Genomic DNA, 14,507 nt, shown 5'->3' with positions numbered 1-14,507 from the left:
AGGGTTTCCGCGTCGTCACCGCTGAAACCGGCGACGAAGCGCAACACGCCATTGCCGAAAAGCTGCCCGACCTGATCCTGCTCGATTGGATGCTGCCCGAAATCTCCGGCATCGAACTCTGCCGGCGCCTGCGAGCCCGCGAAGAAACCTCGCGCATTCCGGTGATCATGCTCACCGCTCGCGGCGAAGAGGAAGAGCGCGTCCGCGGTCTCTCCACCGGCGCCGACGACTACGTCGTAAAACCCTTCTCGGTCCCCGAGCTGGTCGCCCGCATCCACGCCCTCCTCCGCCGCGCCAACCCTAATCTGGTGACCGCAGCCCTCAAGGTCGGCGATCTCGAACTCGACCGCACCACGCACCGCGTCCGCCGCTCCACCCGCGACGTGCACCTGGGCCCCACCGAATATCGCCTGCTCGAATATCTCATGCGCCACCCCGGCCGCGTCTATTCGCGCGAGCAGCTTCTCGATGGCGTCTGGGGCAATGACGTCTACGTCGATGAACGCACCGTCGACGTCCATATCGGCCGTCTCCGCCGCGCCATCAATCGTGGTCGCGAAAACGACCCGATCCGCACGGTCCGCGGCGCCGGCTACGCTTTCGACGAGCGCTTCGGCCAGCCGGCCTGAAGCACGCTATCGGCTGTCACCCCGGCATACCCTGGGGTGACAACCGAATTGGGCCGACATTGCACAATGCCGACCGCCCTTCATTAACGTTTCGCTAACGATATTATTGCCTCTCCCCGCCAAAGCAGGGTAGCAAGGTCCGTCGGGGCCGAAAGGGTCCTGGCGCCTCGATCGCCCAGTTTCAGGACCGCCTCTCATATGACACCAGCATTCCTCGTCACCCACTCCGGTGGTTTCCATGCCGATGAGCTGCTGTCGAGCGTCATCCTGACCCGGCTGTTTCCCGATGCGCAGATCGTGCGCAGCCGTGCGCCGGAGTGGATCACCACTGCTCCCGACCGTATCATCTACGATGTCGGCGGCGCCTACGACGCCGATGCGCGCATTTTCGACCACCACCAGCGCGGCGCGCCCCTGCGCGACGACGGCCAGCCCTACAGCTCCTTCGGGCTCGTCTGGAAGCATTTCGGCCGCGACTACATCGCCTCCTTCGATGTGCCCGCCGAACACGTTGAAAGCGTGCATGCATCGGTCGATGGCAATCTCGTCCTTCCTATCGACCTCGTGGACAACGGCGCCATCAGCCCCTCGGGCCCGCTGGCCGGCCTGTCGCTCTCCTCGCTCCTCGAGACGTTGAAACCCGATTTCGACGATCGCGACGCCGAGGCCGATCAGCAGGCCTTTCAGAAAGCCCTTGTCATCGCCCGCAGCTTCGTCGAAGCCGCCGTGGCTCGCAGCGCCGCAAAGCTGCGCGCCGAATCCCTGGTGCAGAAGGCAATCGAAGCAACCGGCCCCGGCCGCGTCCTCGAATTGCCCATGGGCATGCCCTTCCGCGCCGCCGTCGTGAAGGCCGGCGCCGATCACCTGCTGTTCGTGGTCCATCCGCGCGACAAGGATTGGTGCCTCACCGGCATCCGCCGCAGCGACGAAGGTTTCGAGCTGCGCGCCGACCTGCCCGCCGCCTGGGCTGGGCTCACCAATCATGATCTGGAAGTTGCCAGCGGCGTCGAAGGCGCCACCTTCTGCCACAACGGTCGCTTCATCGCCGCTGCCAAGACGCGCGCTGCCGCGCTTGCCATGGCTGACATCGCGGTAGCAGAAGCAATCGGCAGCCGCGCCGCCTGACAGGGCCTGTCCCTCGAAAGTTATGCCGGATTCGTCGCGAAAAGATCCCAGGCAATGGGATCTAGTGCACCTCCAGTAAATACCGACGATTTGCGACGCGCTTTAAGCATCACAACCCCACTTCTCGGGTTGGCAGCGCGGGCCGGGCCTGATAACGAAGTGCACCGATCCCAGATCGACTCCGCCTGCCTTTAATGGAGAAGGCGCACACCAAGTTAGGAAATTTTTTGCAGGTCCAGGTACGCGACAACAATGTCGACCAAGCTCTCCGCGTTCTCAAGAAGCGCCTCCAGCGCGAAGGCGTCTTCCGCGAGATGAAGCTCCGCAAGTATTTCGAGAAGCCCTCGGAAGCTCGCGTGCGCAAGAAGGCCGAAGCCATTCGCCGCAACCGCAAGGCTGCGCGCAAGCAGGCTATTCGTGAAGGTCTGATTGCTGCGCCCAAGCGCCCCGCAGGTAGCTTCGGCGGCCGCACTGGTGGCGCTGCCCCGCGTTCGCAGGACTAAGTCTACCTCCGAAACTGGACTCCAGTTCGGATCGAACAAACGCCGGCCATTTGGCCGGCGTTTCTATTGGCGCGTCCTGCGCGCCTGGCCGATGGTTTCCATCTGCCGATGCAGGGAGCGAATCTGCTCCGGTCCAAGTGTCTGTCCGCCAATCCTGAGCAAGGCGCCGCGGAGGCTCACGGGTGCAGCCTGCTCCATGGCAAACCGCACGGCCTTGGCGGCCGAGGAAAAGCGCCGCGCACCCTGTGCAAGTGCCGTTGCGGCATCGCTACCGAGGAACAACTCCCCTGGGGCGTTTAGTATATGCGTATTCATTCTAGTCTTTCTGCCGGTAAATGGCCGGTATTGTACAGCGCGTCTCGCGCTGCTTCTGATTCAGTGTCGCAATATTGCGTGGAGATTATCTCAGCCGCGTGACATTGCCTGTGACAGCGAAAAACGCTGCCATTTCAGGCAAATGCACGCACCGTCCGGCGATAGCCGGAACCTGCATTCAGGTCTTGGGAACGGCCGAAGGCTGGGCGACTAGCGCTTGTTCACGGCGATGCTGAAGACGCTTGCGCCTTCGACATAGGCCGATTTGGACGCGTCGCTAGGCGAAAGATCGCCCTCTTCGACAACGCGTTCATTGGTCTCGCCGCGCGACTTTACCCGATAGAGTACCGGGCCAGTCTCATGTGGGAGACACGAGATCACTTCGCAAGGGCCTGCTGGCCGGTTGCTGTGACGCGGGGCGGAGCGCAGGTCGAGCATCTGGCCGACTTTATAGAGGTGAGACATCGAGCGCTCCTTTGGAACCGGGGCGAACCCGCCCCGGCCAAACTCAAAACATAGCGTTTTCAGAGAAGTGGTAACCACCGTCCGGCTGAAAGCGCGGCACAGCAAAAACCTTGAACACGTCGCGATCTAGGAGACCGCGGTACGCGTCTTAGGCGAGCTGAACGTTGATTGCGGATTCACGACCATCGCGACCCTTTTCGAGGTCGAAGGTCACCTTCTGGCCGTCGGCGAGGCTGGAAATACCAGCACGTTCCAGCGCAGAAATGTGGACGAAGGCATCCTTGCCACCGCCTTCGGGCGAGATGAAACCAAAGCCCTTGGTCGAATTGAAGAATTTCACGGTGCCGTTGATCATTGACGTTTTCCTGAATTGGCTCGAAGCAGTGCAAGCGAGCAGTTCTCCTGCAGCCACATGCCACAGGAGCCTAGTAACGTTTGCAGTTCGGAAGGAAAGCCAAACAACCGGACAGGCCGGGAGGGTCAGTTCGCCAACAGGGGCAGAAAACGTATCGTCCCATAGTCTATTGCAAATGCGCCAAAGTCAAGGCGCAGACGTCTTGCGCCCGTCATACCCGCTTGGCCCGCTGCACCAGCGCGTCGAACTGCTGCAGGAAATTCCACCGGTCCTTGGCCGAAAACGCCGCGTTGAAGCCCCGGCTTTCTCCAGTTTCCCGCAGGTGCTGATTAAGGTCCCGCATCGCCAGTGCCATGCCGATTGAATCGGTCGTGAAGAGCTTGCCGGTCGGCCCGATCGCTGCCCCGCCCTTGGCAAGAATGCGGCTCGCCAACGGAATATCCGCCGTCACCACCAGATCGCCCGGCGCCGAATTCTCGACAATCCAGTCATCCGCCGCATCCGCACCCTGCGGCACCATCACATTGCGCACCATGGGATCGCGCGATGGCCGCAGGCCGAAATTGGCTACATAGGTCACCACCAGCCCATGCCGTTCGGCCACCCGGGCGGCCTCTTCCTTCACCGGACACGAATCTGCGTCGACAAAAACCGCAACCATGGCGCTACACTTCCGGGCTATCGCGCAGCGGCGTTGTATCATCGAGCGGCACGGTCTGCCTTTCGATCATCCGATGCACCGCCGGCATGCCCGGCCCCCGATGCAGCGCCCGTAATTGCTCGGTATTGTCGGCATCGGCCTTGGTGCGCCGCAGGTTATGCCGGACATAATCGACCCATGTCGGCACATGGTAGCTCTCCACCCACACATAGGGCTTTTCGAGATCGCGCAGCACGGCCCATTGCCGCGCACCGTCGCGAATGCGAATGCGCCGCCGCTCGCTCATCAGCGCCAGGAAGCGTGGAATGTCTTCCTGGGCGATCTGGTAGTCGATCATGATCAGGATTGGCCCGCTGCGGGGCATCAGGTCGAGCTTCAGCAGCGGCTCATTGAACGTACCGAGCGGATTGAGATCGCGGTCGTTGAACTGCGGCAAAGGCAGGCGCAAGCCGACAACGAGACATAGCAGCAGCACCCCCGCCGCAAGCACCAGCGCCCATTGAGGATCGGCCGCATCGGCCGTCAGGCCCCAGATCCAGCTCCCCCCTGCCATGCCGCCAAAGGTCGCCGTCTGGTAGAGCGAAAGCGCCCGACCCACCACCCACCGGGGAGCCGAAAGCTGGATCGACACATTGAAGAGCGACAGCGACAACACCCAGCAGGCGCCGGCCGGCAACAGGACGATATGGCTCAGCAAGGGATCGCGGCTGAACGCCAGCCCGATGCAGCTCAGCGCAAAGCCGAGACAGGCCAGCCGCACGATCGCCTCATTGGAAAACCGCTGCCGAATACGCCCATTGAGAACCGCCCCCGCAATTGCCCCGAGCCCGAAGCAGCCCAGCAGCGTGCCGTAGACCAGCGCTCCGCCGCCGACATACTCGTCCGAAATCGAGGGCAGCAGCGCCATAATGACGATGGCGGCAAAGCCGAACATAAATCCGCGAAACAGCACCGACAGCAGATTGGGCGACAGCGACATGTAGCGCACGCCGGCCCACATGGCGCTGCCCAAGTGTTCGCGCGGCAACCGCGCCTTCACCCTTTGTGGCTTCCACCGCCAGAGCGCGCCGATCAGCGCCAGATACGAAACCGCGTTGACCGCGAAGGCCGCGCTCGCCCCGGCAAAGGCCACGATCATGCCGCCGACCGCCGGGCCAACGCTACGCATCATGTTGAAGCCCATGGCGTTGAGCGTCACCGCCCCGGGCAAATCCTCGCGCGGCACGATATCGCCCATCGACGCCTGCCAGGATGGATTGAACAGCGCGGTGCCGCACCCGATGAGGAACGTGAAGGTGAGCAACAGCCAGGGATTGAGCAGCCCGAACCAGGCCGTAACCGCTAGCAGCAGCGACACCACCGCCATGCACGCCTGCGCCACCAGCATCACGCTGCGACGATCGAAATTATCCGCCAGCGCACCAGCCGCGATGGAAAACACCATGATCGGCAGCGTGTTAGACGCCTGCACCAGCGCCACCATATTGTGCGAGGTGGTCAGCGTGGTCATCATCCAGCCCGCGCCAACCGCCTGCACCAATCCCCCCAGATTGGAAAACAAGGTCGCCAGCCACAAGGTACGAAACGTCTCATGGCGAAACGGCGCCGTGATGGATGTGCGCTCGGACATAGTCATTCAACTCCTGCCCATGTCATGGGCGAGTCATCCTAGAGAGGCAAGGTAGAACCGAAGCCGGGGGTGCCTTTTGATCCCCTCAGGTCACCCTCAGCCTTGACCCGAGGGCATTCCACTTGAGGCGAGCAGGCAGAGCACACCCACTTGTCGCACTCCCTGCACCGAATAGAGTGGCCCCAACCTCCCTCACTCGAATCGAACCATGACCTCTCCACCAACCCAGCGGACAAACCCGCTGCATCTGCTCGCGGCCTTCGCCAGCGGCGGCCTTCTTACCCTGGCGATCTTCGTCAATGGCGAGGCTGGCCGGTTCGGCGGCGCCATGTTCTCCTCCTGGCTCGCCCACGGCGTCGGCACCATTGTCGCGATTGTCTTCCTCGCCATAGTCTGGCGCGGCCAGCGCGCTGCGTCGGCTGAAGCCACGGCCAAAATCGGCAAGGCTCCGCTCTGGGCCTATGTCGGCGGCCTCTGCGGCGCTGTCACGGTCATGCTGACCTCGACCTCCGTAAACTCCCCCCTCGCCCTCGCCGGCACACTGGCCCTCGGTCTCGCCGGTCAGGTCGTCCTCAGCCTCGCGGCCGATTTCTGGGGCCTCCTCGGGCTCCCCAAGCGCCGCCTCGACCTGCGCGATGCCGGCGCCGTCATCCTGATCGCCACCGGCAGTCTTCTCATCATTCTCTTTGGGCTCGGCGCCGCATGATCATCCCCATTCTCGCCGCCTTCGCTGCCGGTCTCCTCGTGATCCTCAGCCGCCAGGTCAATGGCCGGCTGGCCATGTCGACGACGCCGCTGATCTCTTCCTTCTGGAACCACTTCGTCGGCTTCGCCTTCCTCACCGTCGTCGGCCTCGTCATCGGCGGCCTCATCCCGGCCAACATCGCTGAGATGCCGTGGTGGATTTACACGGGTGGCGCCATTGGCGTCGTTTTCGTCGCCGCCGGCTCGTGGCTCATCACCCGCATCGGCGCCGTCAATTCGACCCTGCTGGTCATCGCCGGCCAGATGGTGTTCGGAGTGATTTTCGATTTCCTGCGCGGCGCCCCGGTCACAATCTGGGCTGCAGCCCTTGGTGTTGTCCTGATCCTTGCCGGGATGTGGCTCACACAGCGCAAACGGTAACAGTCTGCTAACGAAAACGGGGCCCGAAGGCCCCGTTGCTAACTCGATATTCGCCTTGGCTTAGCCAGCGGCGGTGTAGGCCGTCTTCACGATGGTGAAGAACTCAGACGCATAGCGACCCTGCTCGCGCGGGCCATAGCTGGAGCCCTTGCGGCCACCAAACGGCACGTGGAAATCAACGCCGGCCGTCGGCACATTGACCATCACCATGCCCGCTTCCGAATTGCGCTTGAAGTGCGTCGCGTACTTCAGCGAGGTCGTCACGATACCGGCCGACAGGCCGAATTCCGTGTCGTTGGAAGTGGCTAGCGCCTCTTCGTAATCCTTCACCTTGATCACCGCAGCCACCGGCCCGAAGATTTCTTCGCGGGCGATACGCATGGAATTGGTCGCTTCGGTGAACAGCGTCGGCTGCAGGAAGTAGCCTTCCGTCGCGGCCTTCACGAGTTCGCCACCAGCCACCAGCTTGGCGCCTTCACCCTTGCCGATTGCAATGTAGTCGGTGTCCTGCTTGAGCTGGCTCGGATCGACCACAGGGCCGATTTCCGTATTCTTATCAAGGGCATCGCCCACGCGCAGATTGCGGGTACGCTCAGCCAAAGCCTCCACGAACGCATCATGGATGCCTTCCGTAACGATCACGCGCGAAGCCGCGGTGCAACGCTGGCCGGTCGAGAAGAACGCCGACTGCGCAACGGTTTCCACGGCCACCTTGAGATCGGCGTCATCAAGCACGATGGTCGGGTTCTTGCCGCCCATTTCGAGCTGGAACTTGCGGTTATGCTCGATCGAAGCGGCAGCAACGCGCTTGCCCGTCCCCACCGAACCGGTGAACGAGATCGCATTGACGTCCTTGCTGTCGAGCATGGTCTGGCCAACGACCGAACCCTTGCCCATCACAAGGTTCAGCACGCCCTTGGGCAGGCCCGCACGCACCAGAATATCAACGATCGCCCAGGTCGAACCCGGCACGAGGTCAGCCGGCTTGATGACGACGGTATTGCCATAGGCCAGCGCCGGAGCAATCTTCCAGGACGGGATGGCAATCGGGAAATTCCACGGCGTGATGATGCCGATGACACCGAGCGGCTCGCGGGTGATTTCAACGCCAACGCCCGGACGCACCGACGGCAGCACTTCGCCCGAAAGGCGCAGCACTTCACCGGCGAAAAAGTCAAAGATCTGACCGGCGCGGGTCACTTCGCCAATGCCTTCCGGCAGCGTCTTGCCCTCTTCGCGGCTCAGCAACTCGCCAAGCTCGGCCTTGCGGGCGAGAATTTCGTCGGCCGTCTTGCGCAGGATTGCGTGGCGCTCAAGGATGCCCGAACGCGACCAGGCCGGGAAAGCGGCCTTGGCTGCGGCAATCGCCTGCTTGGTTTCTTCAACGGTGGCGCGGGCATAGACGCCGACCACTTCGTTGAGATTGGACGGGTTGATGTTCTCAACGCCATCAGAACCGGTCCATTCGCCGTTGATCAGGTTCTTGTGCAATTCGCTCATGTCGAAGCCTTTCAAAAATGTCGTGCGTCGCCCGTGGGGAGGAGATCCGCAGGCTAGAGGAGATCAGCGCGGGCAAGATCCCGCAGCAGGTGGCTCGAACCATAGGTCCAGGGCGGACACTTGGTTGAGAGATTGACGGTGTTGGTCAGCGTACCGAGCGACGGCGTCGAAATGGAGACAGTGTCGCCGAGCTTGTGGGTAAAGCCCTTGCCCGCGCCATCGCGATCCTTCACCGGTGCGAACATGGTGCCGAGATAAAGCACCAGCCCATCGGGATACTGATGATGGCCACCAATGGTGGCGGCAACCAGGGATTCCGGCGTACGCGAAATCTGCGCCATGTTCGAAGCGCCTTCGAGCACGAAGCCATCCGTGCCTTCGACGCGCAGCGCGATCTCGGAATTCTTCACGGTATCGAGCGTGAAATCGCCGTCGAACAGCCGGATGAATGGCCCAAGCGAAGCGGACGCATTGTTGTCCTTGGCCTTGCCCAGCAGCAGGGCCGAGCGGCCTTCGACGTCGCGTAGATTGACGTCATTGCCGAGTGTCGCGCCGATGATCTCGCCCTTGCTCGTCACCAGCAACGCCACTTCCGGCTCGGGGTTGTTCCAGCTCGAAATCGGATGCAGTCCGACCTCAGCGCCATACCCCACCGAGCTCATCACCTGGCTCTTGGTGAAAATCTCGGCGTCCGGCCCGATCCCGACTTCGAGATATTGGCTCCATACGCCCTTTTCGATCAGCGCCGCCTTGACCTTCATCGCCGGTTCAGAGCCCGGCACAAGCTGGGAAAGATCAGTGCCGATCAGGTCTAGAATCTCCGTGCGCAGCGCATCCGCACGAGACTTATCCCCGCGGGCCTGTTCTTCGATTACTCTCTCGAGCAGCGAAACGACAAAGGTCACGCCGGAGGCCTTGATGGCTTGCAGATCGATGGGGGAGAGAAGAACGGGCAAATTTTCACTGGTCTGACCAGCAACCGAATTGGCAACCGCCGCCGCGACATCGCCAATCACCACGCCCTCGGTCGCCTTCACGTGCGCCGTCGCCTTGCCGCTCTCGGCAATGTCGCGCACCGTGGCAAAACCCTTGGTGGTGATATCGACAAGCTGCCCATCGCGCACCGTAACGATACGCGGTTCAGCATGGCCACGCACACGGGCGCGTCCAAGCAGGATGCCCTCGGGAATGACGTTCGCGACCATGCTGGCTCCCCCAACTAAAATGTTAGCTGTGACTACCCCGGCGCAACCGCACCGCGCAAGCCCGACATCTAAATAGTCATACTTATTGCCAATGCCAAGAGCCTTGGCGGCCAATCTTTTTCGGCCCCGGAACTCCTGTGAATCCGGGCGATTTCCCAGCGTCTACAGAAACATAAACAGCTCGTTCAACTAGCGTTCATGTGCGCCGCAATACTGACGCATTGGCTGGGGTATGAAATGCCCCACCAAACACACATACGGAGTTTGCCATGCGTCTCGCGATTGCCCTCGCCCCCCTCGCCCTTCTTGCTGCCGCCATCCCTGCTTTTGCCGGCACGATCACTATCGAAGGCCGCGGCGAAGTCCGGGCTGCCCCGGATATGGCGCTGATCAATTCCGGCGTGACCACGCAGGGCGGCACCGCCCGCGAAGCGCTCGACGCCAATACCGCTGCCATGGCCGATCTCATTGCCGCTCTCAAGGAAGCCGGCATCGAAGCGCGCGACATCCAGACCTCGGGCTTCTCTGTCAATCCGAACTACGTCTATTCCGACGCCCGCGACGAAAACGGCTATTCCCTGCCGCCCAAGATCAACGGCTACCAGGTGTCCAACACCGTCACCGTTGCCGTGCGCGATCTCGAAGAACTCGGCACCATTCTCGACAAATCGGTGAATGTTGGAGCCAACACGATCAACGGCGTCAGCTTCTCGGTGACCGATCCGACCGAGCTTTACAACGAAGCCCGCAAGGCCGCCTTCGCCGATGCCCGCAGCAAGGCCGAACTCTATGCCACCGCTGCCAATGCAACGCTGGGCGAGCTCGAAGCCATTTCGGAAAGCCAGAACATCAACAGCCCGATCCCAATGCCGATGTATGCCCGCGCTGATGTAGCTGCCTCGGCCGTTCCGGTCGAAGCTGGCGAGATGACCTTCGAGATCGGCGTCAATGTTCAGTGGGAACTGGACACCAAGGCAAACTAATTCACCCCGGCGGCCTTGAACCCGCCACCTTCATGACACACGTCCAGCCTGAACCGGAGCCATCGGTTCAGGCCTTCCAAGGCGGGTGGCATCCAGATTTCCGGGTTCCCCCTGTTGAGGGGGGCTTGGACGGTGGGGGCGGACCACCGTAGTCACCCGCCCCCACCTGACCTTTTCGACCAATTAGCTGGCGATCACCTTCCAGAGCATGTTGAGGCCCACGGCCACGAGGAAGATGGCAAAGACGTATTTGAGCGTCTTCTGGTCGAGCTTATGCGCCAGCGCGGCGCCTAGCGGCGCGAAGACCGCCGCCATCGCACCCACCAGCACCAGCGCTACGATATTGATGTAGCCAAGGCTGAGCGGCGGCAGATCATCCACACCCCAGCCCGAGATAAGAAAGCCCAGCGTACCTGACAGGGCGATCGCCACGCCGATCGCTGCCGAAGTGCCCACGGCCTTGTGCATGGTCTGCCCAAAGGCCACCAGTGTCGGAACGGTCAGCGAGCCGCCACCAATCCCCATCAGCGACGAGAGATAGCCAACCACAAATGCCGCGCCGCGATGCGTTGGCTTGGAGCTGTGAAGGTGCCCCATCAGCTTGGTCTGGAACGAGAAGACGATATTGGCAGCGATGACGAATGCCATGACCGCAAAGACGATCCGCAGCACGTCGCCCGAATACCAGCCCGCCATCAGCCCGCCGATGAACGTGCCCGCCACAATGAACGGCGCCCAGAGTTTGAACACATCCATATCAAGCGCCCCGCGCTTGTGATGCGCCCGCGCGCTCATGATCCCGGTTGGAATGATGATGGCCAGCGACGTGCCCACGGCCACGTGCTGCACCACGTCGGAATCAAAGCCCATCCACAACAGCGCCGAACTCAGCGCCGGCACGATCACGGCGCCACCACCGATGCCCAGCAGCCCCGCCGCCACGCCCGAAACGACACCCGTGGCCAGCATCCCGAGCACAAACGGCCAATAGCCGATGATGTCAGCCCAATCCATAGTCAGTCCCCGATGATATGGAGCACCACGCTCCGCTGATGCGGGTGGCGACGATGCTCGAAAAGATAGATGCCCTGCCAGGTCCCGAACACCGTCTGTCCATCGACAACGGGAATCGAAATGGAGGTCTGCGTCAGGGCCGACTTGATATGCGCGGGCATGTCGTCCGGCCCTTCGGTGGTATGCACCAGCCAGTCCATGCCTTCAGGAACGAGGCGCCTGAAAAAGCCGAGCAGGTCAGTTTGCACGTCCGGATCGGCATTTTCCTGGATGAGTAGCGAGCATGACGTGTGGCGCACGAAAACGGTCACGAGCCCCGTCGCTATCCCCGATTGCGCCACGAAGCGGTCCACCCCGTCCGTGAACTCATAGAGTCCCTGCCCCCGCGTGGGAATGCTGATGCTGTGAACGGCTTGCTGCATGACTCGGGCCTACCATGACCTTGCCTGTGGAACCAGCGCATGACCGGCCCAAACCGTCCACTCTGCCCCACTGGCGCCATGTTCCCTTGGTCACCCTCCTGCCGCCGGCCCCGGGGAACCAACGTCAAATCCAGGCGTTGCGGGCTTTGCGGGGGAACAGCATCACGTCAACGGGTTGCCCAAACCATTCAGACTGCGTTCAGGATGGCGCCGCGATGCTTGTCTCAAATGTCACTCGACATAAAGGAAGAAGAACAATGCGCCTTAGAAACTGGCTTTTGACCGGCACGAGTGTCGGGCTCATGGCACTGCTGCCACTGACCGTGCGCGCCCAGGACGGCGACCTGGTTGCAGCTTACCAGGCCTACGCCGCTGCCGAAGCCTCGGGCGATGTCGCAGCTACCGAAGCTGCGCGCGGCGTTCTCACCGAACTCTGCATCGTCTCGGGCTATGCAAGCATCGACGAATGTATCGCTGCTGCTACCGGCAATGCGCCTGCACCGGCGCCCGAACCGGCCCCCGTTGAAGAACCCGCTCCGGTCGAGGCGCCAGCCCCGGTTGAGGCCGCTCCCGTAGAAGAGCCTGCACCGGTCGAAGTCGCACCGGAGCCCGCTCCTGCCCCCGAACCGGCGCCAGTTGAAGTCGCGCCAGAACCCGCTCCTGCACCGGAGCCTGCCGCCGTCGAGGCAGCGCCTGCACCGGACGCGCCTGTTGAAGTTCAGGCCGAACCCCAGCCAGAACCTGCGCCGGCCGCAGAACAGCAGCCCGCGCCCGCTCCGGAACCCGCACCTGCGCCAGAACCTGCCCCCGCTCCTGAAGCGGCCCCTGCCCCTGAAGCCGCACCGCAGCCAGCCGCTGAACCCGCGCCGGCCGCCGAGCAGCAGCCGGCTCCGACAGATATCGCCTCGGCCCTCGTTGCCCAGGTCGATGCCCACAACGCCGCAGTTGCCGAGCTCGCCGCGGGTGACGCCTCGGCCCAGGCCCGTATCGACGCCGCTCTCGGCGAGATCAACGCCATCTGCGCCAATGCCGGCATGCCCGACGTCACTGTCTGCCTTGCTCCGCTTGGCCTGACGCTGTCGCCGATCCCGGCCGCACCGCAGCCGCCGGTCGAACAGCCCGCCGCTCCGGCAGAACAGCCGGCAGCGCCGGTTGAGCAGCCCGCAGCTGTCGATCCGAACGCACCCCCTGCCGATGCCCCTGTCACCGTCGATGGCCAGCCGGCCGAGATCGTTGACGAACTCCCCGCGGGGATCACCCAGGAGCAGATTGCTCCGGTGCTCGATAGTGCCAAGGACATCCAGCTTGAAGCCCCGGTTGTCGACGGTCAGGCTCCTGTAGCCCCACCGGTTGCCGAAGCTCCGCTGGCTCCGCCGCCAGAATCCGACGCCGCCTCCCAGTCTGCGGAAATGCGCGCCTTTGCCGCCGAGCCGATCGCCTCGGTAGCGGCCGAGGCCGGCACGGCCGTCACGGCAACCGAAAACACGACGGTCAACCAGACCGTGGTGAACAACTACATCAACAACATCACCAACATTACCAACGTGAACAACTCTGGCACGAACGTCACGAATAACGTGACGAACAATACCCAGACCAATGTCACGAACAACACGCAGAACAATATCGGCCAGCAGAACAACGTCACCGTCATCGAGCAGGTGCCAGTACGTGAAGCGACCGCCGGCGACATCATCACCCAGGTGATCTTGCAGGTCGGTACCCAGCTCGTGGTCAATTCCATTGGCCAGGATACCGATCGCTTCTACAATCCGCAGCAGGACGAGGTTTTCTACGAGAACCTGCCGGGCGGCCGCGTTCGTGAAGTTGTCCAGCGTCCCGATGGCAGCCAGGTCATCACGGTGCGCAACCGTAATGGCGACATTCTCCGTCGCTCGCGCATTACCCCCGATGGCCGTGAAATCGTCCTCGCCTACTTCGACGAACGCTATGACGAAGATCTCCTCGTCTGGCGCGACCCGGGTCAGGACCTGCCCCCGCTCCGTCTCAATATCCCGGTGCGCGACTACGTCCTCGACGCTTCCTTTGCCGACGAAAATGAAGTCGGGTCCTTCTTCGCCCAGCCGCCGGTTGAGGAGGTCGCCCGCGTCTACTCGATCGACGAAGTCAAGCGTTCGGCTCGCGTCCGTGACTCGGTCCGTCGTCTCGAGGTCGGTAACCTGACCTTCGATACCGGCGCCGCGACCATCAATCGCGACCAGGTCAGCGCCCTCTCCGGCGTTGCCAATGCCATGTTGCAGCTGCTCCGAACCAACCCGGCAGAAACCTTCCTGATCGAAGGTCACACCGACGCCGTGGGTTCGGACATCTCCAACCTGCGTCTGTCGGACCTGCGTGCCGCTACGGTTGCCCGTATTCTCACGGACTTCTACGGCGTGCCGCCGGAAAACCTGGCGACCCAGGGCTATGGCGAGCGCTACCTCAAGATCCGCACGGAACTTGGCGAACGCGAAAACCGCCGCGTCACCATCCGCCGCATCACGCCGCTGATCACCGTGGCGAACAACGGCTAAGCCAGTCACCTATCGAAATGAGAGGGCCGGACGTTACGTCC

General features: G+C 62.5%; 16 protein-coding genes. 7 read left to right on the top strand and 9 right to left on the bottom strand.

The window, feature by feature from the left end:
- The 3 genes from phoB to rpsU all read left to right on the top strand — a co-directional run.
- Window positions 1-629 (top strand): phosphate regulon transcriptional regulator PhoB (gene phoB / locus ABW043_RS05555; RefSeq protein WP_353920232.1); only part of this gene is annotated, 629 nt, incomplete at its 5' end.
- A 198-nt stretch (window positions 630-827) separates the two neighbouring features.
- Window positions 828-1,754 carry an MYG1 family protein gene (locus tag ABW043_RS05550; protein ID WP_353920231.1) on the top strand — a complete coding sequence of 309 codons (927 nt, stop codon included), beginning with the start codon at window positions 828-830 and terminating at the stop codon, window positions 1,752-1,754.
- 227 nt (window positions 1,755-1,981) lie between these two features.
- Window positions 1,982-2,257 (top strand): 30S ribosomal protein S21, encoded by a 276-nt coding sequence (gene rpsU / locus ABW043_RS05545; RefSeq protein ID WP_353920230.1) that lies wholly within the window; start codon window positions 1,982-1,984, stop codon window positions 2,255-2,257.
- A gap of 63 nt (window positions 2,258-2,320) precedes the next feature.
- Here the strand turns inward: rpsU and ABW043_RS05540 are convergent, their stop codons facing one another.
- The 5 genes from ABW043_RS05540 to ABW043_RS05520 form a co-directional block, all read right to left on the bottom strand.
- Window positions 2,321-2,572: a hypothetical protein gene (locus ABW043_RS05540; protein WP_353920229.1), complete on the bottom strand. Its 252-nt coding sequence runs from the start codon at window positions 2,570-2,572 to the stop codon at window positions 2,321-2,323.
- A gap of 210 nt (window positions 2,573-2,782) precedes the next feature.
- Window positions 2,783-3,037 carry a hypothetical protein gene (locus ABW043_RS05535; RefSeq protein ID WP_156385665.1) on the bottom strand — a complete coding sequence of 85 codons (255 nt, stop codon included), beginning with the start codon at window positions 3,035-3,037 and terminating at the stop codon, window positions 2,783-2,785.
- A 148-nt stretch (window positions 3,038-3,185) separates the two neighbouring features.
- Entirely contained in the window at window positions 3,186-3,392 is a 207-nt protein-coding gene (locus ABW043_RS05530; RefSeq protein WP_353920228.1) for a cold-shock protein, read from the bottom strand.
- A gap of 211 nt (window positions 3,393-3,603) precedes the next feature.
- Window positions 3,604-4,053 (bottom strand): YaiI/YqxD family protein, encoded by a 450-nt coding sequence (locus ABW043_RS05525; protein ID WP_353920227.1) that lies wholly within the window; start codon window positions 4,051-4,053, stop codon window positions 3,604-3,606.
- Window positions 4,054-4,057: 4 nt separating this feature from the next.
- Entirely contained in the window at window positions 4,058-5,683 is a 1,626-nt protein-coding gene (locus ABW043_RS05520) for an MFS transporter (RefSeq protein ID WP_353920226.1), read from the bottom strand.
- A 208-nt stretch (window positions 5,684-5,891) separates the two neighbouring features.
- On the opposite strand from ABW043_RS05520, the gene ABW043_RS05515 reads away from it, so the two are divergent.
- Complete coding sequence (locus ABW043_RS05515) at window positions 5,892-6,389, top strand: DMT family transporter (protein ID WP_353920225.1); 498 nt, start codon at window positions 5,892-5,894, stop codon at window positions 6,387-6,389.
- Window positions 6,386-6,808, top strand: a complete 423-nt coding sequence (locus ABW043_RS05510) for a DMT family transporter (RefSeq protein WP_353920224.1) — start codon at window positions 6,386-6,388, stop codon at window positions 6,806-6,808. Before ABW043_RS05515 ends, ABW043_RS05510 begins: the two co-directional genes overlap by 4 nt.
- Window positions 6,809-6,868: 60 nt before the next feature.
- Here ABW043_RS05510 and ABW043_RS05505 read toward each other — a convergent pair whose 3' ends face one another.
- Complete coding sequence (locus tag ABW043_RS05505) at window positions 6,869-8,308, bottom strand: aldehyde dehydrogenase family protein (protein ID WP_353920223.1); 1,440 nt, start codon at window positions 8,306-8,308, stop codon at window positions 6,869-6,871.
- A 53-nt stretch (window positions 8,309-8,361) separates the two neighbouring features.
- Window positions 8,362-9,513 carry a fumarylacetoacetate hydrolase family protein gene (locus ABW043_RS05500; protein WP_353920222.1) on the bottom strand — a complete coding sequence of 384 codons (1,152 nt, stop codon included), beginning with the start codon at window positions 9,511-9,513 and terminating at the stop codon, window positions 8,362-8,364.
- Window positions 9,514-9,782: 269 nt separating this feature from the next.
- On the opposite strand from ABW043_RS05500, the gene ABW043_RS05495 reads away from it, so the two are divergent.
- On the top strand, window positions 9,783-10,496 hold the full coding sequence (locus ABW043_RS05495; protein WP_353920221.1) for an SIMPL domain-containing protein: 714 nt from the start codon (window positions 9,783-9,785) through the stop codon (window positions 10,494-10,496).
- Between the two features lie 183 nt (window positions 10,497-10,679).
- On the opposite strand, the gene ABW043_RS05490 is transcribed toward ABW043_RS05495, so the two are convergent.
- Together ABW043_RS05490 and ABW043_RS05485 are read right to left on the bottom strand one after the other, a co-directional pair.
- Window positions 10,680-11,510: a sulfite exporter TauE/SafE family protein gene (locus ABW043_RS05490; protein WP_353920220.1), complete on the bottom strand. Its 831-nt coding sequence runs from the start codon at window positions 11,508-11,510 to the stop codon at window positions 10,680-10,682.
- Window positions 11,511-11,512: 2 nt separating this feature from the next.
- Complete coding sequence (locus ABW043_RS05485) at window positions 11,513-11,932, bottom strand: secondary thiamine-phosphate synthase enzyme YjbQ (protein WP_353920219.1); 420 nt, start codon at window positions 11,930-11,932, stop codon at window positions 11,513-11,515.
- Between the two features lie 257 nt (window positions 11,933-12,189).
- Between ABW043_RS05485 and ABW043_RS05480 the strand changes: the two genes are divergently transcribed.
- Complete coding sequence (locus ABW043_RS05480; protein ID WP_353920218.1) at window positions 12,190-14,466, top strand: OmpA family protein; 2,277 nt, start codon at window positions 12,190-12,192, stop codon at window positions 14,464-14,466.
- The last annotated feature ends 41 nt before the right edge of the window (window positions 14,467-14,507 follow it).

Origin of the sequence: Devosia sp. (assembly GCF_040509215.1) — a bacterium.
Lineage (GTDB): Bacteria > Pseudomonadota > Alphaproteobacteria > Rhizobiales > Devosiaceae > Devosia.
The sequence above is the reverse complement of the archived record's forward strand: the minus strand, read 5'-3'. Positions and strand labels throughout refer to the sequence as shown.

Coding starts and splice junctions, on each gene's coding strand:
- ABW043_RS05550 (WP_353920231.1), top strand. CDS start 828: ATGACACCAGCATTCCTCGTCACCCACTCCGGTGGTTTCCATGCCGAT.
- ABW043_RS05540 (WP_353920229.1), bottom strand. CDS start 2,572: ATGAATACGCATATACTAAACGCCCCAGGGGAGTTGTTCCTCGGTAGC.
- ABW043_RS05535 (WP_156385665.1), bottom strand. CDS start 3,037: ATGTCTCACCTCTATAAAGTCGGCCAGATGCTCGACCTGCGCTCCGCC.
- ABW043_RS05530 (WP_353920228.1), bottom strand. CDS start 3,392: ATGATCAACGGCACCGTGAAATTCTTCAATTCGACCAAGGGCTTTGGT.
- ABW043_RS05525 (WP_353920227.1), bottom strand. CDS start 4,053: ATGGTTGCGGTTTTTGTCGACGCAGATTCGTGTCCGGTGAAGGAAGAG.
- ABW043_RS05520 (WP_353920226.1), bottom strand. CDS start 5,683: ATGTCCGAGCGCACATCCATCACGGCGCCGTTTCGCCATGAGACGTTT.
- ABW043_RS05515 (WP_353920225.1), top strand. CDS start 5,892: ATGACCTCTCCACCAACCCAGCGGACAAACCCGCTGCATCTGCTCGCG.
- ABW043_RS05510 (WP_353920224.1), top strand. CDS start 6,386: ATGATCATCCCCATTCTCGCCGCCTTCGCTGCCGGTCTCCTCGTGATC.
- ABW043_RS05505 (WP_353920223.1), bottom strand. CDS start 8,308: ATGAGCGAATTGCACAAGAACCTGATCAACGGCGAATGGACCGGTTCT.
- ABW043_RS05500 (WP_353920222.1), bottom strand. CDS start 9,513: ATGGTCGCGAACGTCATTCCCGAGGGCATCCTGCTTGGACGCGCCCGT.
- ABW043_RS05495 (WP_353920221.1), top strand. CDS start 9,783: ATGCGTCTCGCGATTGCCCTCGCCCCCCTCGCCCTTCTTGCTGCCGCC.
- ABW043_RS05490 (WP_353920220.1), bottom strand. CDS start 11,510: ATGGATTGGGCTGACATCATCGGCTATTGGCCGTTTGTGCTCGGGATG.
- ABW043_RS05485 (WP_353920219.1), bottom strand. CDS start 11,932: ATGCAGCAAGCCGTTCACAGCATCAGCATTCCCACGCGGGGGCAGGGA.
- ABW043_RS05480 (WP_353920218.1), top strand. CDS start 12,190: ATGCGCCTTAGAAACTGGCTTTTGACCGGCACGAGTGTCGGGCTCATG.